A 17,810-nucleotide genomic window follows, 5' to 3' on the forward strand; every position below is an offset into this window, starting at 1 on the left:
TGCGCGGGCAGAGCGACGCCGGCATTCGCCCAGCAGGCGCAGGGCCGACCTCCTGGCGGCGGTCGCCCTCGCCATGCCTATGCGCGCTCCCAGCCAAGGTCCCTCTTCTGGAGTCCCGCCGCCCAGGCAGAGACGTCCATCTCGCGCTTGCCGTCGGGCTTGACCCGCAGGAGCTCGATGGCCCCGTCGGAGCAGCCCAGGAACACGCGGCCCTTGCGGACCAGCACGCCGCCCTGGGATAGCGCCTCGCCAGAGACGCGCGCGTCGAGCACGCGGACCCCCTTGCCCTGGAGCGCCATGCGGGCCGGCGCGGCGTCGAGGGACGCCTGGACGCGCCTGCGGTTTGCCAGACGGCCGTCCGCAGGGTCGAGGAGCATCTCTCGCTTGTCGATCTTGCGGGCATAGCTCACCTGCGACTCGTCCTGGTCGACCCAGCGGGCCGTCCCGTCCTCCATCTGCGCGAGGGCCAGGAGCAGCTCGTCTGCCCCCAGCTCGGCAAGCTCGGACATGACCGTCGCGCAGGGCTTCTCGCCCACCTCGACCGACGCCTGCCTGCAGTAGGCGCCGGCATCGAGCTCGTGGACAATGCGCATGATGGATATGCCCGCGCGCTCGTCGCCCTCGAGCACCGCCCTCTGGATGGGCGCGGCGCCGCGCCAGCGGGGCAGGAGCGAGCCGTGCACGTTGACGCAGCCCATTCGCGCGATGCCCAGGAGCTCGTCGGGCAGGATGCAGCCGAAGGCCGCGACGGCCACGGCGTCCAGGTCGAGGTCGCGCAGGCGATCGAGGAGCTCCGGCGTCACGCGCCTCGCCTCGGCCACCTCGAGCCCGAGCTCGAGGGCCGCCGACTTCACCGCGGAGGGCACGAGGGCCCTCCCGCGGCCGCGCACGGCATCGGGCCGCGTCACGACGAGCGCGACCTCATGGACGGCGGCGAGCTTCCTGAGGGGGGGCACGGCGAAGTCTGGCGTGCCCATGAATGCCAGGCGCATCTGCGGCTCCCCTTCCGACTAGTCTACGGAGACGTCGCCGGGACGGGCGCCCGCGGCCGTGGCCTCCTGATAGGCCCTCATGGCGGCGATGCGCTGGCCGGCGCTCAGGTGGTCGACCATGGTCACGCCGTGGATGTGGTCGATCTCGTGCTGGAGGCAGACGGCCATGAGGTTGTCGCGGGCTTCGTACTGCATGAGGTCCCCGTCCAGGTTGAGGGCCTGGACCACCACGTGGCTGGGTCGCCTGACGGGAACCGTGATGCCGGGGAACGACAGGCAGCCCTCGCCCGTCTCGCGCTCCTCGCCGTCTGCGACGACGATCTTGGGGTTGATGAGCACGTAGGGGTTCTTGCCGTTGGGGCCGGAGTAGTCGACGTCTATGACGACCATCTGGACGAGCTCGCCGACCTGGGGTGCCGCCAGGCCGCAGCCGTCGGCGGCGTACATGTCGTCCAGCATGCGGCGCGCGAGCCTCTTGATGCGCTCGTCGATGGCCTCGATGGGCGCGCACTCTGTCTTGAGCCGCCCGTCGGGGGCGCGGACGATGTCTTCCAGTGCACTCATTGCATGGCTCCTTGCTATGTGGGGGGCGCCGGGGGCGCCACGCTTTGTCCAGGCTATGTTACTACCCCAGCGACATGCCTCCCAAACCGCCGTCGCATGGGGCCAGGGACCCTACATCAGGTCGTACGCGTCCACGTCGATGGCGACGCTCACGCCGCGGGGGACGTCCAGCCCCCGCACGCAGGACTGCAGGAGCTCCCCTGGCTCGGAGCCCAGGGGGGCCTTCACGAGCAGGTGCCGGCGGGTGCGGTCCTTCACGCGGGCCTTGAGGCAGTCGGTGGGACCCAGCACCTCCCNTAGGTGAGCGAGGTGGAGCAGTGCGGGCACTCGGGCACGCAGCCGCAGTCGCGGCACATGAGGAAGTTGGCGAAGCCTCGGCGGTTGAGGAGGAGGACGGCCTTCTCCCCTCGCTGGACCACGCCCTCCAGGGCATCCCTCAGGGGTGCCGAGAAGATCGACTTGTTGCCCCCGGCGAACTGCTGCGTCATGTCCACCACGCGGACGCGGGGAAGCACAGCCGAGCCCGGACGCTCCGGCATCGGGACGCGCGTCCACGACACCCCGGCGTGCGAGCCCTGGCGGCAGCGCAGGAGGCTCTCGAGCGAGGGGGTGGCCGACCCCAGGACGAGCGGGCAGCCGCGCAGGCGGGCGAGGCGGGCCGCGACCTCGCGGGCATGGTAGCGGGGGGCCGACTCCTGCTTGTAGGACAGCTCGTGCTCCTCGTCGATGATCACGAGCCCCAGGTCCGACACGGGCGCGAAGAGCGCGGAACGGGCGCCCACCACGACGTGCACGCTGCCCTGGCGCACCAGGTCCCATTGGTCGAAGCGCTCCCCGGCAGAGAGCCTCGAGTGCAGGATCGCGACGTCATCGCCGAAGCGCGAGCGGAANGTCACGTCCCGGCCGTCAGGAGCCTCGATGTAGCGGCCCCTCCAGTCCCCTCCCACTATGCGAATGCGGCTCATGCCCGCTCCATCTCCTCGAAGTAGCTTGGGAATCGGTCCCTGACCTCGAGGGCGAGGGGCCTGTCGTCGTCGCCCGAGAGCGAGGGGTCCGCATCCAGGAGGGCGAGGGCGTCCTCGTGGGCCCACTCTGCGAGGGTGGCGTCGGTCGCGAGGTCGGCGACGCGCAACGACACGTTGCTGCCATGCTGCCGGTATCCCAGCACCTCTCCCTCGTGCCTGAGCTCGAGGTCGAGCTCGGCGAGCTCGAAGCCGTCGTCCGTCGACTCCAGGGCGGCGAGGCGCTTGCGGGCGGGCGTGCCCCTCTTGGCAGCGCAGGACAGCCAGACGGAGCCCGCCACGGAACCCCTGCCCACGCGCCCGCGGAGCTGGTGNCGGGTGCGGTCCTTCACGCGGGCCTTGAGGCAGTCGGTGGGACCCAGCACCTCCCATCCCCGCCTCCCCTCCACCCTCTGGCGGACGGCGTGGGCCAGGGAGGCAATCGCCCCCGTCACGGCGGGGGCGCTTCTCCCCCAGACGACGACGTTGGCCAGCCGCGAGTAGGGCGGGTAGTTGCCCTCCTCGCGGTCCCTGAGCTCGGGCTCGAGGAAGAGGGACCTGTCGTGGTCCGCCACGGCCCGGATGGCGGGATGGCTCGCCCAGTAGGTCTGGATGATGACCTCCCCCGGGACCTCCCCCCTGCCGGCGCGCCCGCTCACCTGCTCGAGCAGGTCGTAGGTACGCTCGCCCGCACGGAAGTCGGGCAGCTTGAGCGTGGTGTCCGCGTTGATGACGCCGACCAGCGTGACCTCGGGGAAGTCCAGCCCCTTCGCGATCATCTGGGTGCCCACGAGCACTGCGCACTCCGCGGCGTCGAACTCCTCGAGCAGCCGCTGGTGGTCCCCCTTCCCGCACGTGGTGTCCGCGTCCATGCGAATCACCTGGGCCCGCCCGCCCAGGAGCAGCGAGAGCTCGTCCTCGACGCGCTGGGTGCCCACCCCGAAGGCCGCCAGGTAGCGGCTGCCGCAGTTGGGGCAGGTCGTGGCCGGGTTGGGCCAGGCGACGACCGGCCAGCTCCTGCCCCCGCTGTGGCACANGGACGAGGCGACGGGCCAGCTCGAGGAGCTCTGCGACCCCAAGCCCGAGGACGTGACGAGCGGGCTCGACGAGGAGGAACAGGACCGCAGGGCGGAGTTTGCCGAGAGGATCATCCGCGCCGCGTCGAAGCTCAAGGGCGTGAAGATCGACCGCGCGGAGTTCCTTAGGACGGAGATCCGCAAGCACTGGCCGGACGCGGACGCCGAGCTCGCGGTACGCGAGACCCCCGCAGCGGCGGGACTCGACATCCACCAGCTTGACGTCCTGGCCAACGAGGCAATCGACCTTGAGACGGCGAAGTGCGCGGGACTCGCGTTCCTGGCGGGCATCCCGGGCGGGCTCGCCGCCTTCGGGGCGGTCCCTGCCGACCTCGTCCAGTACTTCGCCCACGTCATGCGCATAGAGCAGAAGTTAGCCTACGTGTATGGCTGGCAGTCCTTCCTCAACGAGGACGACGAGGTGGACGACCAGAGCCTCCTGGAGTTCGTCCTCCTCATGGGCGTCATGATGCAGGTGGGAGCCGCTGGGGTCGCCCTCAACAAGTTCGCTAGCAAGGTGGCCCAGGAGGGGGTCGCGAGGACGATCCAGCGTCAGGCCCTCACAAAGACGGCTTTCTACCCCATCCTCAAGAAGGTCCTGCGCGTCCTGGGCGTGAGGCTCACCAAGGAAAAGTTCGCGCAGGTCGCAGCCAAGGTAGTCCCCGTCGCGGGCGGCGTAGTCGCGGGGGGAATGACCTTCCTGAGCTTCGGCCCCAGTTCCATGCGCCTCAGGGACCACCTCCGCCGCCTTCCCCAGTCGGGCATCACCGCTGAGAAGCTCGAGGAGGAGACCAAGGACTCAATCGTGGACAAGGTCGTGGAGGGCTCGCACCAGCTCGCCGACAGCGCGGTTGTCGGTGCCGGCCAGGCGGCGCGAATGGCCGGCGATGCGCTCGGCGCGGGGGTAGGCGCAGCCGGCAGGGGTCTCGAGGCGCTCCGGGCGGCGCTGCCCCAGAAACCCGCGCACAGGGAGGCCCCATACGACGCTCCGAGGCCCACGCTGCCCACGAGCGACCCCTTCGAGCTCATCAAGAAGTACAAGGACCTCCTCGACCTGGGAATCCTGACCGAGGAGGAGTTCGACCTCAAGAAGCGGGAGCTGCTGGGAATCTAGGCACCCCTTCCCGCATCGGTCCGCAGGCGAGAGGAGATTCGAAATTCTCGCTTGAACTGCTTCGCGGGATAGTGCTACTATGCACAAGCGCTGCGTGGGTCACCGCGTGGCAGACATAGCGGGTGGTGGCGCAGCTTGGTAGCGCACTTGACTGGGGGTCAAGGGGTCGCTGGTTCGAATCCAGTCCACCCGACCAGAAAATAGCAGGTCAGAGGTCAAGAGCCTTTGACCTGTTTTTGTATGTACCAAGGGGCATGTGGCTCTACGTCGGGCGTGCGCCAAAATCTGCTGCCCCTTTTCACCTATTTTCGAATCGGCGAGCGTCCACTGATTTATGCGCCATGCATGAGCGCATCGGGGAACACCACTTGCTGTCGAATCTGTCCCTACAGCTCCAGAATCCTGCCGATCTCACGGACACACCGCATTGAGTCCTCCGCCGTCACGACCGCGGCGTAGGGGTTAAGCCTCACGTATGCCTTCCAAATTCGTGCAATCTCTGTCGAATTCTCTATTTCGCGACTCACGCGCTCGTAGTCTCTCATCATGTGCCAGGTCCCTCGGTGCTCGGACGTACGACGCAGTGCGTTTGCGAGGACGTCCCACCTGATTTCCCGTTCGTACAGTCTCGTGAGGGTCGCAAGGTCGTACAAATCGCGGGCGCGGGTCGTCGCGGCACCACGCTTGACAATCGACTCGAACTTCTCTGCGATGCACGTCTCGAGGGGATACGACATCACATGAATCGTGCCCTCCTCGAAAAGAGTCGGGAACTCATACTCAACCTCATGCGGGGTAATAACGTCACCCGTCGTGACGTCTATTTTGAGTGGCGTCCTCATGCGTCCGAAGGAGGCGATGAGGTGGGCTCGCAATCCACCGTAGTCGTCATCCTCGCGAATGGGCTCTACGCGCTCGAGCTTGCAGGTCACATCGTNGACGCCCGCGGGAGGCTCGTCCGACACCGACATGACGTAGCCCACCACGTCGCGATGTGAGAAGGGCACGAGGACGGTGGCGCCCACCGCGCAGGACGTCGAGAGCTCGGGAGGGATGACGTAGCTGTAGCAGCCGTCTATCGCGCGCGTGGGGATGTCCAGCGCGACCGAGGCGTAGGCGTATGGCATGTCGTCCCTCCCTCCCGTTGCCGTGTCGTTGTTGCCTTGCAGGCGAGGCCTGCGTTGGAAGTCGATTGTAGCCGCAACGCGGATGGGGGCGGGGGCCTGGCGGCGGGCGCGAAGGGTGGCGCTGAAGACAGCGCGGTGACAGCGCGGAAGGCGGCGCCGAAGACAGCATTCTGTGAGATTTGCTGTCTTTCTCGCCCCTCAACAGGCCAAACGCCAAAATCGACAGCATTCTGCACAGAATGCTGTCTTCGCGAGAGGCGCTGGCGTCATCCATGGGCAGGCGGAGGGTCGAAAAAGCAGGCCAACGGCAAATGCGTCGCTGGCCTGCTGCTCTTGTGGTGGGCCCAGCAGGATTCGAACCTGCAACCCAGGGATTATGAGTCCCCTGCGCTAACCGTTGCGCCATGGGCCCCTATGAAAAAGGCGGCGACCGAAGCCGCCGCCACGTTTCTCGTGGTGGGCGATGCTGGATTCGAACCAGCGACCCCTTCCGTGTGAAGGAAGTGCTCTACCCCTGAGCCAATCGCCCTTAGCGCGTTAGCATCTTATCAGATGCCCCGACGGATGTCAGCAAAAATTTGTCAGAGTCCGTCCCCTCCCCAAACGGGCAGCGCGTCTGCGACCGTGACGGACGCCCCCGCCGAATAGTGCTGCCCAGGAGCTACCCCCCCCCCCGCAAAATGTGAGTCGCAACGACCCCATACCAAGAGATNACGCTGCCCACGAGCGACCCCTTCGAGCTCATCAAGAAGTACAAGGACCTCCTCGACCTGGGAATCCTGACCGAGGAGGAGTTCGACCTCAAGAAGCGGGAGCTGCTGGGAATCTAGGCACCCCTTCCCGCATCGGTCCGCAGGCGAGAGGAGATTCGAAATTCTCGCTTGAACTGCTTCGCGGGATAGTGCTACTATGCACAAGCGCTGCGTGGGTCACCGCGTGGCAGACATAGCGGGTGGTGGCGCAGCTTGGTAGCGCACTTGACTGGGGGTCAAGGGGTCGCTGGTTCGAATCCAGTCCACCCGACCAGAAAATAGCAGGTCAGAGGTCAAGAGCCTTTGACCTGTTTTTGTATGTACCAAGGGGCATGTGGCTCTACGTCGGGCGTGCGCCAAAATCTGCTGCCCCTTTTCACCTATTTTCGAATCGGCGAGCGTCCACTGATTTATGCGCCATGCATGAGCGCATCGGGGAACACCACTTGCTGTCGAATCTGTCCCTACAGCTCCAGAATCCTGCCGATCTCACGGACACACCGCATTGAGTCCTCCGCCGTCACGACCGCGGCGTAGGGGTTAAGCCTCACGTATGCCTTCCAAATTCGTGCAATCTCTGTCGAATTCTCTATTTCGCGACTCACGCGCTCGTAGTCTCTCATCATGTGCCAGGTCCCTCGGTGCTCGGACGTACGACGCAGTGCGTTTGCGAGGACGTCCCACCTGATTTCCCGTTCGTACAGTCTCGTGAGGGTCGCAAGGTCGTACAAATCGCGGGCGCGGGTCGTCGCGGCACCACGCTTGACAATCGACTCGAACTTCTCTGCGATGCACGTCTCGAGGGGATACGACATCACATGAATCGTGCCCTCCTCGAAAAGAGTCGGGAACTCATACTCAACCTCATGCGGGGTAATAACGTCACCCGTCGTGACGTCTATTTTGAGTGGCGTCCTCATGCGTCCGAAGGAGGCGATGAGGTGGGCTCGCAATCCACCGTAGTCGTCATCCTCGCGAATGGGCTCTACGCGCTCGAGCTTGCAGGTCACATCGTCGTCCAGATCTTCAGCGCAGATTTCCTCTGTTGCTATTGAGAGGTTCTCCGCGTCAAGCTTCATTGCCCGCACCGTTGCATCGAGATCCATGGTCGTTCGCTGGGCCACGCCCAACATGGCAGAAAGCAGAAGACCACCCTTTATGACGAAGTGCTCGCGATACCTAGTCCTCTCGAGCCTCATCAGGAAGTGCTCGAAGAAGTAGCGCTGCATCAGCTCCTGGGCTGACAGTCCATGCTCCTTGGCGAGTGCCTTCGCCTTGCCACGCAGGCTCGCGTCGCTCTTGATGGTCACGAGAGCACCTCCAGGTAGGTCTGAAGCTCAGGCGAGATGCCCATGGCGTTGGCGTATCGCGCAAGCCGGGGAAGATCCTTGTTTGGCAAGGAGAAGTACGAGCCCATCGCTTGGCCCAGAAGCTGCGCGTCGGCCTCATCACGTCTGCGGGAGAGCACCAGGTCGCAGATGCTACGCTCGCAGTCGTGGAGGGCGAGCGGAGTTCCGGTGGGAGAATGCCCGGAGGACACCCCAAGGCCGTAAAGCGCCTCGTTCTCGTGCGTGACGAGGCAGTTGGGAAACTCCTCCGTTATGTGTCCCTCCTTGTAGCCCCGCGGGAGTGCAACCTCGTACACACCGGGGACGAAGTCCACCAGACCGTGCAGGTAGAGCGAGCTGCTGCAGCGAAACACCGCCCTCGGCCACCTCAGCGCGATTACGGCGAAGTCATCCGGCGGCGTCTCCGTAAGGGCATACACCCCACGACTCTCGAGCACCGCGACCCCCTGCGAGACGAGCAGCTGGAGCATACTCGAAGAGAAGCCCGCCTCCCGGGCCTGCTTCGTGGTGATTCGGCCTGCGCAACCTTGCATGAGGGATATGAGCTCATCCTTCTTCGTAGCTTCCTCCTATGGTAAGATATACCAAAATATATTAATAAATTTGGTACATCTTACCATTTTAGGCGTTAGGAAAAAAGTGTTCCACAATCAGGCGTGACATAACCGAGCAATTCGATCCTACGACCTACCTTCCTCCATGAGACCGCGTCCGCGCAGGCTCTTGTGGGCCAGGACCCTACTCCCCCACCCGTTCGAACTCGCCTGTGGCGTAGTCGATCAGGTATCCCCGCGCCGCGTTGTACACCTCCACCTCGAGGTCCAGCGAGCCGTCACTGGACATCAGGTCGACGATCACGCTGCGGGGAACGAGCTCCTCGCCCTCGTAGAGCGGGGTGACGACGTAGGTGACACTCCTCTCCTGGTGAGCCTCGAGCCAGTCGCGCACGAGCGTCTCGCAGAAGGCCATGCCGCCCGTCTCGTCGTTTGACCCCACGTTCTGCATGCGCGTGCCGCACACCATGTTCTGGACGACCTCGGCCCCGCCCAGCGACTTCGCGACGAGATGGGAGCGGTTCCAGAAGTAGCCGTGGTATGCCTTCCCGCGCGCCAGCGGTATGTCCACCTTCTCGTTGTGCCCCCATCCCGAGGGGCTGAGGGCCTGCATGTCCCCCCTTGGACGAGAGGTGCCCTCCCGGACCATGTCCCAACTCACCCTCGCGGCAGCTTGCCCGGACCTCCCGAGGTCATCCAGCTCCGCGTAGCTGACCTCCCCGTCCGCGAGCTCCACGTCCACGAGCGCGAGACCGACCACGCGATAGTAGTCGGGACTCGCCCGTTCGTCCCACTCGCTCCGCACCCTCGCGTGCGGGCGCCTCAACCCGTAGCCAGGGACGATCGCCCGAAACAGAGCGACTGCATCGACGCCGGAAAGGACCCCGCCGGGCGAGAGGGACCTCCCCAGCCAGAACGACGCAAGCACGCAGGCGAGACAGACCGCCCCGCCACGCAGCCTCAGGGCCCTCGCCCTTCTCCTCCCCCTCCTGACGCGCGCTCCCAAGACGCCCCTCCCTTCGTCCTCCTTGGGAAGAGGCTAGGGGACGGGCCGCGACATGAGGGGCACGAGGGACCACGTTCCAAAATGGGCTCGCCGCAGACTGACGCCAGACTGCCCCGACCTTCCGTGCAGACTGCCGGCAGTCTGCACGGAAGACGATGCTCCACGGACGACGCTCCCCGACGCAAGGGGCCCGCCGCCACCGCAGGGATGGCAGCGGGCCCGAGGCGCCGCATGCGGCCGCTGGCAAGGGGCCGTGCGGGAGCTACGCCTTGGAGACGACGGTGTACTCGCCGGAGTGGGGGTTGATGACGAAGGAGACGAACTCCCCCGCGAAGGGGTCTCCCACGAAGCCGGCATCGCCGTTCTGGAGCTTGCCGTTCAGATAGTCCTTGAGGCTCTGGGCCTCCACGAGCGCCACGTTGTACATGCGCCCCTCCCTTCGATAGACGATACTGGGACGCATGCTATTTCCCGGCGCGCGCGATGTCTGTCGCTTTTCCAACACCATGCGGACTCCACCGCCGGGACGACGGGCACGATGGCGGCTCCAGCGCGAGGCAGGGGGACGGACATGGCGGACAAGGGCTTCTTCGGGCGCGTCTATGACGTGGTGCGACAGGTGCCGCGCGGGCGCGTGGCCACCTACGGCCAGGTCGCGGCGATGACGGGCGAGCCGCGTCGCGCTCGCTACGTGGGCTTTGCCATGCACCAGAGCCCCGGTATGGCCGGAGGCGTGCCCTGCCACCGCGTCGTGTTCGCGGACGGCAGGCTCGCGCCGGGCTTCGCCTTCGGGGGTCCGGACGCGCAGAGGGACCTCCTCGAGGGAGAGGGCGTGGGCTTCCTCCCCGACGGGAGGGTCGACCTCGCGCATTTCCGCTGGGAGGCGTGACGGGAGCTCCCGCCGCCCGCCGCCTACACGTCCTTGGTGGCCACGACGTCCACGCCCGTGCCGCAGACGTCTGCCAGCACCACGTCCCCGATGCGGACGGGGGACGTGAGCCTCACGTCCGCGAGGGCGCGCACGACGTCCAACACCCGCGCCTTGGGAACGTCGCCCGCCGTCTTGACCGAGACCACCGCGGCGACTGCCGACCCCTCCACGGGCACCGTCGTGGTCACGACGCGGGTGGGGTCGCAGACCTCCTTGCGCGCGTACTCGTCACCGCGGGGGCAGGCGTTGCCCCTGACCCCCACGACCTCGTCGCCGTCGAGCGTCACCTCAACCTGGCAGCCCCTCGGGCAACGTATGCAGGTAAGTTCCCTGGTCTCCATGGACCTATGCCTCCTCGAGCAGGACACGGATCTTCTCTCCCCCGTGCAGCCCCTGGAGTTGGTCGCGCCGCAGCACGACCTCCTGCATCTCGCCGGGGGCGACGACCTGCTTGCGCCGGTGCACGATGCGCCGCTCGCCGGCATAGACGCTCAGGTGGCAGTCCTGGTACACGCCGGACACGCGGAAGCGCAAGGTGAGCCTCTCCCCCATCCTCTGGGGCGAGAGGTGCGCGGGGACGGTGTAGCGGACACCCTCCCCGCAGACGAGCTCGTGCTCGGTCGGCATGGCATCTGAGGCAGCCGCCCGTCCCCCTCCCAGAGCCCACGCCGCGGCGGACCTCCCCGCGACGGCAGCCTCCTCGCTCACGTAGTCCACGAGGTCGTGGACGTGCAGGACGTTGCCGCAGGCGAAGATGCCCGGGACGCTGGTCTGGAGGGACTCGTCCACCACAGGCCCGCGGGTCACGGGGCTCAGCTCGACCCCCGCCTGGCGGCTGAGCTCGTTCTCGGGCAGGAGCCCAACCGAGAGGAGCAGGGTGTCGCACTCATAGCGCCTCTCGGTCCCTGGGATGGGACGAAGGGCCTCGTCCACCCGAGCTATGGTCACCGCCTTGACGCGTCCCCTTCCCTCGACGCCCACGACGGTGTGCGAGAGGTAGAGGGGGATCCCGAAGTCGTCCAGGCACTGCACGATGTTGCGCTTGAGGCCTCCCGAGTAGGGCATGAGCTCCGCCACGCAGGCGACGTGCGCCCCCTCGAGGGTGAGGCGGCGCGCCATGATGAGCCCGATGTCGCCCGAGCCCAGCACCACGACCTCGCGCCCGGGCAGGTAGCCGTCGATGTTGACGAGCCTCTGGGCGCAGCCGGCGGTGTAGACGCCGGCAGGGCGCGTCCCCGCGATGCCGAGCGCGCCGCGCGGCCTCTCGCGGCAGCCCATGGCGAGCACGACGGCGCCGGCCTCGATGCGGAAGACGCCACGCTCGGCGTTGACGGCCGTCACCACCCTGTCGGCCGAGACGTCCAGGACGGTGGTCCTGAGCAGGTGGGTGATCTTGCGCTCGGTCGCCTGCGCCACGTAGCGCGCCGCGTACTCGGGCCCAGTGAGCTCCTCCTTGAAGGTGTGGAGGCCGAAGCCGTTGTGGATGCACTGGTTGAGGATGCCGCCGAGCTGCCCCTCGCGCTCGAGCACGAGGACGTCCCCCGCTCCCGCGTCGTGCGCCGCGACCGCCGCGGCGAGGCCGGCGGAGCCACCTCCGATCACCACCACGTCATGGCGCTCCGCGCTAGCCACGAGCCTCGCCTCCCTCGACGGGCTGCTTCGCGAGCCCCACTACGTACTCCGAGCCGGGACCGGACTTGCTCACGTGCAGCATGTCCATCCCCTCGACCTCCTCGCAGATGATCTGCATGACGCGGGGCGAGCAGAAGCCGCCCTGGCAGCGGCCCATCGTGGCCGTCACGCGACGCTTGACCCCGTCGACGGAGCGCGCGCCCGGAACGCGGCGGCAGGCGTCGCGGATCTGCCCCTCGCTCACCCTCCTGCAGCGGCAGACTATGGTCCCGTAGCTGGAATCCCCCTCGACGAGGGCGTTCCACTCGTCCGGCGAGACCTTGTCCAGGTCGACGAAGCCCCTGCGCGTCGCCACGAAGCCCTCCTTGGGCTCGAGGCCCAGGATGTCCCGGACGATGCCGGCGACCATGACGCCGATGGCGGGGCTCGCCGTGAGGCCCGGGCTCTCTATGCCCGCGCAGTCGACGAAGCCGGGGGCGCCATGAACCTCCCCGATGGCGAACTCGTGCTCGGGACGGTGCGCCCTCAGGCCCGAGAAGGAGGTGATGGTCTCGCGGAAGGGGACGTCTTTCACCGTGAGGGCGCTCTTCTCGACCACCGAGCGCATTCCCCTGGGGGTCGTGGACGTGTCGTCCTTGTCGTCGATGTCGTCGGCGGTAGGCCCCACCAGGAGGTTGCCGTGGGTGGTGGGGGTGACGAGCACGCCCTTGCCCATCTTGGTGGGAAGGGCGAACACGGTGTGGTGCACGTGCGCGCCTGCCGTGGTGTCCAGGAGCTCGTACTCGCCGCGGCGCGCCACGATGGTCATGCGCCGTGGCGAGACCATGTTGTGCAGCTCGTCGGCGTGCACGCCCGCGGCGTTGACCACCGTGCGCGTAACGACCTCCCCGCCATCCTCGAGCCGCAGGCGCCAGAGCCCCTCCTCGTCGCGGTCGATGGCGGCGACCCTGGCGTCGAAGCGGAACTCGACGCCGTTCGCGGCGGCGTTCTCCGCCAGCGCGCAGCAGAGGCCCCAGGGGTCGCAGATGCCGCCCGTCGGGGCCCAGAGCGCGCAGACCGCCTCGTCAGAGACGTTGGGCTCCATCTGGCGCAGCTCGTCACGCTCGACTATCCGCAGTCCCGGGACGCCGTTCGCGGCACCTCGGTCGAGGAGCGCCTCGAGGTCGGGCCGTGCCCCCTCGTCCAGGCAGACCACCAGAGACCCGACCTGCTCGAAGGGGAAGTCGAGGTCGCGCGAGAGCTGGGGAAACATCGCGTTGCCTTCGACGTTGAGGCGCGCCATGAGCGTGCCCTCGGCGGCGTCGAAGCCCGCGTGCACGATGGCGGAGTTGGCCTTGGAGGTGCCGCAGCACACGTCGTCCAGCGCCTCCAGGACCAGCACGCTCGCATCGTAGCGCGAGAGCTCCCGGGCCGTGGCGCAACCGCTCACCCCCGCGCCGACCACGGCGACGTCATACCAGCGCTTCTCCATGCTTCCCCCTCCTGACGCGGCACATGCGTTGACATCTTATGTCGCTGGTGGCATGCGGGGGAGGCGGCGTGCCGCCAGCGGTAGCGGCCGTGGGAGGGACGGCCCCAGGCGAGAGGGTCCCCTCCCGTCGCGTCCGCAGCTGGGCGCAGGCCTACGAGAGCGCGAACTGGCTCTGGTAGAGGCGGGCGTAGAATCCGCCGCGGGCGAGGAGCTCGTCGTGGGTGCCCATCTCCACGATCTTGCCCGCGTCCATGACCACGATGCAGTCGGCGTTGCGGACGGTGGAGAGGCGGTGCGCCACGACCAGCGAGGTGCGTCCCACCATCATGCGATCGAAGGCGTCCTGCACCTGCAGCTCGGTGCGGGTGTCGATGGAGCTCGTCGCCTCGTCCAGCAGGAGCACCGGGGGATCGGCTAGCATGACGCGGGCGATGCAGAGGAGCTGGCGCTGCCCCTGCGAGAGGCTGCCGCCGCCCTCCCCCACCGGGGTGTCGTATCCCTGGGGAAGCTGCATGACGAACTTGTGGGCGTGGGCCCTGCGGGCGGCCTCCTCCACCTCGGCGTCCGTGGCGTCGGGCCGGCCGTAGGCGATGTTGTCCCGCACGCTCCCCTCGAAGAGCCAGGTCTCCTGCAGCACCATGCCGAAGGCAGCGCGCAGGCTGCTGGCGCTGAGTCCCGAGACGTCCTGTCCGTCGACCAGGATGCGACCGGAGTCGAGGTCGAAGAAGCGCAGGAGGAGGCTGATGAGGGTGGTCTTGCCGCAGCCCGTCGGCCCCACGAGCGCGAAGCGCCCGCCTGCCGGGACGGAGAGGCTGAAGCCACGGATGATCTCGTGACCGGGCTCGTACGAGAAGTGCAGGTCCTCGAGCTCGAGCGCGCCCTTGGGATCGACCAGCTCGACCGCGCCGGGCGTGTCCTGGGTCTGAGGCTCGCTGTCCATGAGCTCGATGAGCCGGCGCGCGGAGGCGAAGGCGCCCTGGACCTGGCCGACGACGGCTGACACCTCGTTGAAGGGCTTCATGTACTGGTTGGCATACGAGAGGAAGCTCTGCACCTGCCCCACGGTGAGCAGGCTGGGGCCGGCCCCGACGACGCAGAGGCAGCCCACGACTGCGACGATGGCATAGATCGAGTTGTTGACCACGCGTGTCGCCGGGTTGGTGAGCGAGCTGACGAACTGGGCCCTTTCCCCCGAGTCATAGAGCCTGGCGTTGATGCCCGCGAAGCGCTCGCGGGCGCTGCCCGTGCGGGCGAAGGCCGTGAACAGGCGCTGGTTGCCCATGACCTCCTCCACGTACCCGCCCAGCTCGCCCTGGATGCCCTGCTGCGAGGCAAAGCTCGAGGACGAGCGGCGCGCGATGAGCGAGGCGACGAGCGCGAGGACGGGGGTGAGAAGGACCACGACCAGAGCCACGGGAACCGAGATGGAGCACATGAAGGCAATGGTCCCCGCGATGGTGACGACGCCGCCCATGAGCTGGTTGAGCCCCTGCAGGAGCCCGTCGCCCACCGCGTCGGCATCCGCCACCACGCGGGCGAGGAGGTCTCCGTGGGGGTGCGCGTCGATGGTGGCGAGCGGAAGGTCCGAGAGGTGGTCGTAGGCGTCGTCGCGCAGGTCACGTACGGTCTCGAAGGCGAGGCGGCTCACGAAGTAGCCCGAGAGCCACTGACAGGACGCGGCGACGACCACGACCAGGGCGAGCGACCTCAGCACGGGGACGAGTGCCGCGACGCCCGCGCCGTAGGCCATCGCGTCGATGGCGCGGCCGATGAGGATGGGCACGTAGAGCTGAAGCGCCACCGAGCAGAGGGACGCCACGAACGAGAGGACGAGTGACGCGGCGTGGGGCGCCACGTAGCGCCCGAGCCTGCGCAGGACGGTTCTCATGGGAAGGGAGGCCGCCTCCGCGCCCTCGGGCGAGAGGGACGCGCCCCCGCCACGGACGGACGAGACCAGGTTCGCGCCGGAGCCACCGGCCTGGTATGGGTTGGCCATCAGTCGAGCACCTCCTTCTCGGAAAGCTGCGAGAGGCAGATCTCCTTGTAGAGGGGGCAGCCCCCCACGAGCTCGCGGTGCGTGCCCAGGCCGGCAGGGCGCCCGTGGTCGAGCACGAGAATCTGGTCGCAGCCGCGCACGCTGGCGACGCGCTGGGACACGATGACTCGGGCGCTGCCGGAGAGGTCGCGGGCGAGGGCGGAGCGCAGGCGCGCGTCCGTGGCGAGGTCGAGGGCGGACGCGGAGTCGTCCAGGACCACGAGGGCGGGGGCGCCCACCAGGGCGCGGGCGATGGTCAGCCTCTGGAGCTGGCCGCCCGAGAAGTTCTTCCCGCCCGCCTCGACGACGGCGTCGAGCCCGCCCTCCTTCGCACGGACGAAGTCCTCGGCCTGAGCGGTGGCGAGGGCGGCCCAGAGCTCGTCGTCGCTCGCGTCGTCCTTCCTCCAGAGGAGGTTGGAGCGTACCGTGCCCGAGACGAGCGAGGCCTTCTGTGGGACGAGGCCAACGTGCGAGCGCAGCTGCACCGCGGGGTAGGCGCGCACGTCTCGCCCCAGCACCCTCACGCTCCCGGCGCTCGCGTCGTACAGCCTGGGGATGAGGGAGGCAAGCGTGGACTTGCCGGAGCCCGTGCCGCCGATGACGCCGAGGCTGCCCCCGCGTGCGAGCGAGAGGGTCACGCCGTCGAGGGCGGGCACGGCAACGCCCGGATAGGCGAACGAGACCCCGTCGAGCTCGAGGGCAGGGGCGCCCTCCCGGGGCTCGATGGGGTCCACTGCGTCGTCTCGCACGCTGGGCTCGCAGTCGAGCACCTCGACGAGCCTCTGGGCCGAGGCGGCTCCGCGGGTGAAGACCACCACGAGGTTGGCGATGTAGACGATGGAGAGGAGTGTCTGGGTCATGTAGTTGACGAAAGCGATGACCTTGCCCTGGGTGAGGGCGCCGGAGTCGACGCGCACGCCGCCGAGCCAGAGGATGACCACCACGCCCAGGTCCATGACCAGGAGCGTCGTGGGGTTGAGGAGCGACGAGAGCCTGCCCGAGGCGATGGCGTCCGCAGCCTGCGAGGCAGCCGCCTCGCGGAAGCGCTCGCGCTCGTGTTCCTCGCGCCGGAAGGCGCGCACCACGCGGACGCCGCCCAGCGCCTCCCTCACCAGGAGCGAGATGTGGTCGAGCTTCTCCTGCATGCTGCGGAAGTAGGGCACGCAATGCGAGAGCACGAGCCAGAACACCAGGGCGATGACCGGGGTGCAGACCAGGAAGACCAGGCCCAGCCTCCAGTCGATGAGCAGGGCGGCCACGATCGAGCCCACGCCCAGGAAGGGCCAGCGGATGAGCTGGCGAATCCCCAGCGCGACGGCGAGCTGGACCTGGTTGACGTCGCTCGTGATGCGCGTGACCAGCGACGCAGGCCCGATCCTGTCCACGTCGACGGCCGAGAGCTCGACGGCCTTGGCGAAGCTCGCCTCGCGCAGGTCCGTACCCATGCCCTGCGAGACCAGCGCCGCCATCTTCTGGCAGACCGCCGTGAAGCAGAAGCCCACGAGGGCGAGGCCTATGAGGAGCGCCCCCCTGAGCGCGATTGCGCCCACGTCGTGGCCCGCGACGCCCACGTCCACCATCGACGCCACGATGACCGGCACGAGGAGCTCGAAGGCCACCTCGACGATCTTGGCGAACATCCCGAAGGCCGCCTTGCCGCGGTACGGACCCAGATACCTCCTGAGGAGTTCCAGCACGTGGAACCTCCCTCCCGTTGCCTCCTACCCGATGCCCAGCCTCTCGCCGAGCTCGAGCCACTCGTCCTCCAGCGAGGACTGCTCGGCGCGCGCGGCGTCCACCGCCGCCTGCGCCTCCATGAGTGCCTCGTAGTTCGAGGCGTCGACCTGCGCCATCGCGGCCTCGAGGCGCTCCGGCTCCNGAAGGGGTCTCCCACGAAGCCGGCATCGCCGTTCTGGAGCTTGCCGTTCAGATAGTCCTTGAGGCTCTGGGCCTCCACGAGCGCCACGTTGTACATGCGCCCCTCCCTTCGATAGACGATACTGGGACGCATGCTATTTCCCGGCGCGCGCGATGTCTGTCGCTTTTCCAACACCATGCGGACTCCACCGCCGGGACGACGGGCACGATGGCGGCTCCAGCGCGAGGCAGGGGGACGGACATGGCGGACAAGGGCTTCTTCGGGCGCGTCTATGACGTGGTGCGACAGGTGCCGCGCGGGCGCGTGGCCACCTACGGCCAGGTCGCG

General features: G+C 67.8%; 17 protein-coding genes, 4 tRNA genes and 2 pseudogenes. 5 read left to right on the forward strand and 18 right to left on the reverse strand.

What is annotated here, in order from left to right; genetic code table 11:
* Positions 1-77: 77 nt before the first annotated feature.
* The 5 genes and pseudogenes from fmt to BQ7388_RS12300 form a co-directional block, all read right to left on the reverse strand.
* A complete protein-coding gene (gene fmt, locus BQ7388_RS05555) occupies positions 78-992 on the reverse strand; it encodes a methionyl-tRNA formyltransferase (protein ID WP_072499941.1) in 915 nt (304 codons plus the stop codon).
* A gap of 18 nt (positions 993-1,010) precedes the next feature.
* Positions 1,011-1,556 carry a peptide deformylase gene (gene def / locus BQ7388_RS05560; RefSeq protein WP_072499942.1) on the reverse strand — a complete coding sequence of 182 codons (546 nt, stop codon included), beginning with the start codon at positions 1,554-1,556 and terminating at the stop codon, positions 1,011-1,013.
* Positions 1,557-1,667: 111 nt separating this feature from the next.
* The gene (locus BQ7388_RS12970) at positions 1,668-1,814 is read right to left on the reverse strand and encodes a hypothetical protein (protein ID WP_234946870.1); all 147 of its coding nucleotides are present in this window, start codon (positions 1,812-1,814) and stop codon (positions 1,668-1,670) included.
* A 41-nt stretch (positions 1,815-1,855) separates the two neighbouring features.
* Positions 1,856-2,446 (reverse strand): annotated as a pseudogene (locus tag BQ7388_RS05570) (DEAD/DEAH box helicase); the annotation flags it as partial.
* Positions 2,447-2,517: 71 nt separating this feature from the next.
* Positions 2,518-3,591 (reverse strand): annotated as a pseudogene (locus BQ7388_RS12300) (helicase-related protein); the annotation flags it as partial.
* 55 nt (positions 3,592-3,646) lie between these two features.
* On the opposite strand from BQ7388_RS12300, the gene BQ7388_RS13365 reads away from it, so the two are divergent.
* Positions 3,647-4,747, forward strand: a complete 1,101-nt coding sequence (locus BQ7388_RS13365; protein ID WP_072499944.1) for an SHOCT domain-containing protein — start codon at positions 3,647-3,649, stop codon at positions 4,745-4,747.
* Positions 4,748-4,866: 119 nt separating this feature from the next.
* Positions 4,867-4,943: transfer RNA gene (locus BQ7388_RS05585), tRNA-Pro, on the forward strand.
* Between the two features lie 190 nt (positions 4,944-5,133).
* On the opposite strand, the gene BQ7388_RS05590 is transcribed toward BQ7388_RS05585, so the two are convergent.
* From BQ7388_RS05590 to BQ7388_RS05600, 3 genes are all read right to left on the reverse strand, one after another.
* The gene (locus BQ7388_RS05590) at positions 5,134-5,874 is read right to left on the reverse strand and encodes a nucleotidyl transferase AbiEii/AbiGii toxin family protein (RefSeq protein ID WP_159430797.1); all 741 of its coding nucleotides are present in this window, start codon (positions 5,872-5,874) and stop codon (positions 5,134-5,136) included.
* A 336-nt stretch (positions 5,875-6,210) separates the two neighbouring features.
* A tRNA-Ile gene (locus tag BQ7388_RS05595) sits at positions 6,211-6,286 on the reverse strand.
* Positions 6,287-6,328: 42 nt separating this feature from the next.
* Positions 6,329-6,403: transfer RNA gene (locus BQ7388_RS05600), tRNA-Val, on the reverse strand.
* A gap of 214 nt (positions 6,404-6,617) precedes the next feature.
* Here BQ7388_RS05600 and BQ7388_RS13480 point away from each other — a divergent pair.
* Positions 6,618-6,704 (forward strand): SHOCT domain-containing protein, encoded by an 87-nt coding sequence (locus tag BQ7388_RS13480; protein WP_072500467.1) that lies wholly within the window; start codon positions 6,618-6,620, stop codon positions 6,702-6,704.
* 119 nt (positions 6,705-6,823) lie between these two features.
* Positions 6,824-6,900, forward strand: a tRNA-Pro gene (locus tag BQ7388_RS05610).
* 190 nt (positions 6,901-7,090) lie between these two features.
* Here the strand turns inward: BQ7388_RS05610 and BQ7388_RS05615 are convergent.
* From BQ7388_RS05615 to BQ7388_RS12305, 4 genes are all read right to left on the reverse strand, one after another.
* Entirely contained in the window at positions 7,091-7,936 is an 846-nt protein-coding gene (locus BQ7388_RS05615) for a nucleotidyl transferase AbiEii/AbiGii toxin family protein (protein WP_072499945.1), read from the reverse strand.
* A complete protein-coding gene (locus tag BQ7388_RS05620) occupies positions 7,933-8,508 on the reverse strand; it encodes a type IV toxin-antitoxin system AbiEi family antitoxin domain-containing protein (RefSeq protein ID WP_200781437.1) in 576 nt (191 codons plus the stop codon). Before BQ7388_RS05620 ends, BQ7388_RS05615 begins: the two co-directional genes overlap by 4 nt.
* A 205-nt stretch (positions 8,509-8,713) precedes the next feature.
* Positions 8,714-9,535 (reverse strand): DNA/RNA non-specific endonuclease, encoded by an 822-nt coding sequence (locus BQ7388_RS05625; RefSeq protein ID WP_072499946.1) that lies wholly within the window; start codon positions 9,533-9,535, stop codon positions 8,714-8,716.
* A gap of 262 nt (positions 9,536-9,797) precedes the next feature.
* Positions 9,798-9,962, reverse strand: coding sequence for a hypothetical protein (locus tag BQ7388_RS12305; RefSeq protein ID WP_159430798.1), 165 nt, complete (start codon positions 9,960-9,962; stop codon positions 9,798-9,800).
* A 144-nt stretch (positions 9,963-10,106) separates the two neighbouring features.
* Between BQ7388_RS12305 and BQ7388_RS05630 the strand changes: the two genes are divergently transcribed.
* Positions 10,107-10,424 (forward strand): MGMT family protein, encoded by a 318-nt coding sequence (locus BQ7388_RS05630; RefSeq protein ID WP_072499947.1) that lies wholly within the window; start codon positions 10,107-10,109, stop codon positions 10,422-10,424.
* Between the two features lie 23 nt (positions 10,425-10,447).
* On the opposite strand, the gene BQ7388_RS05635 is transcribed toward BQ7388_RS05630, so the two are convergent.
* The 6 genes from BQ7388_RS05635 to BQ7388_RS13210 all read right to left on the reverse strand — a co-directional run bounded on the left by BQ7388_RS05635 (position 10,448) and on the right by BQ7388_RS13210 (position 17,457).
* Positions 10,448-10,807 (reverse strand): DUF1667 domain-containing protein, encoded by a 360-nt coding sequence (locus tag BQ7388_RS05635; RefSeq protein WP_072499948.1) that lies wholly within the window; start codon positions 10,805-10,807, stop codon positions 10,448-10,450.
* A 4-nt stretch (positions 10,808-10,811) separates the two neighbouring features.
* Positions 10,812-12,098, reverse strand: a complete 1,287-nt coding sequence (locus BQ7388_RS05640) for an NAD(P)/FAD-dependent oxidoreductase (protein ID WP_072499949.1) — start codon at positions 12,096-12,098, stop codon at positions 10,812-10,814.
* Complete coding sequence (locus BQ7388_RS05645; RefSeq protein ID WP_072499950.1) at positions 12,091-13,569, reverse strand: NAD(P)/FAD-dependent oxidoreductase; 1,479 nt, start codon at positions 13,567-13,569, stop codon at positions 12,091-12,093. The genes BQ7388_RS05640 and BQ7388_RS05645 overlap by 8 nt, the downstream gene beginning before the upstream one ends.
* Positions 13,570-13,720: 151 nt before the next feature.
* Positions 13,721-15,565, reverse strand: coding sequence for an ABC transporter ATP-binding protein (locus BQ7388_RS05650; protein WP_072499951.1), 1,845 nt, complete (start codon positions 15,563-15,565; stop codon positions 13,721-13,723).
* Positions 15,565-17,301, reverse strand: a complete 1,737-nt coding sequence (locus tag BQ7388_RS05655) for an ABC transporter ATP-binding protein (RefSeq protein WP_072499952.1) — start codon at positions 17,299-17,301, stop codon at positions 15,565-15,567. Before BQ7388_RS05655 ends, BQ7388_RS05650 begins: the two co-directional genes overlap by 1 nt.
* Before the next feature lie 24 nt (positions 17,302-17,325).
* Complete coding sequence (locus BQ7388_RS13210) at positions 17,326-17,457, reverse strand: hypothetical protein (protein ID WP_268794029.1); 132 nt, start codon at positions 17,455-17,457, stop codon at positions 17,326-17,328.
* Between the last annotated feature and the right edge of the window lie 353 nt (positions 17,458-17,810).

The sequence above is a fragment of the Olsenella phocaeensis genome, from assembly GCF_900120385.1.
Lineage (GTDB): Bacteria > Actinomycetota > Coriobacteriia > Coriobacteriales > Atopobiaceae > Olsenella_I > Olsenella_I phocaeensis.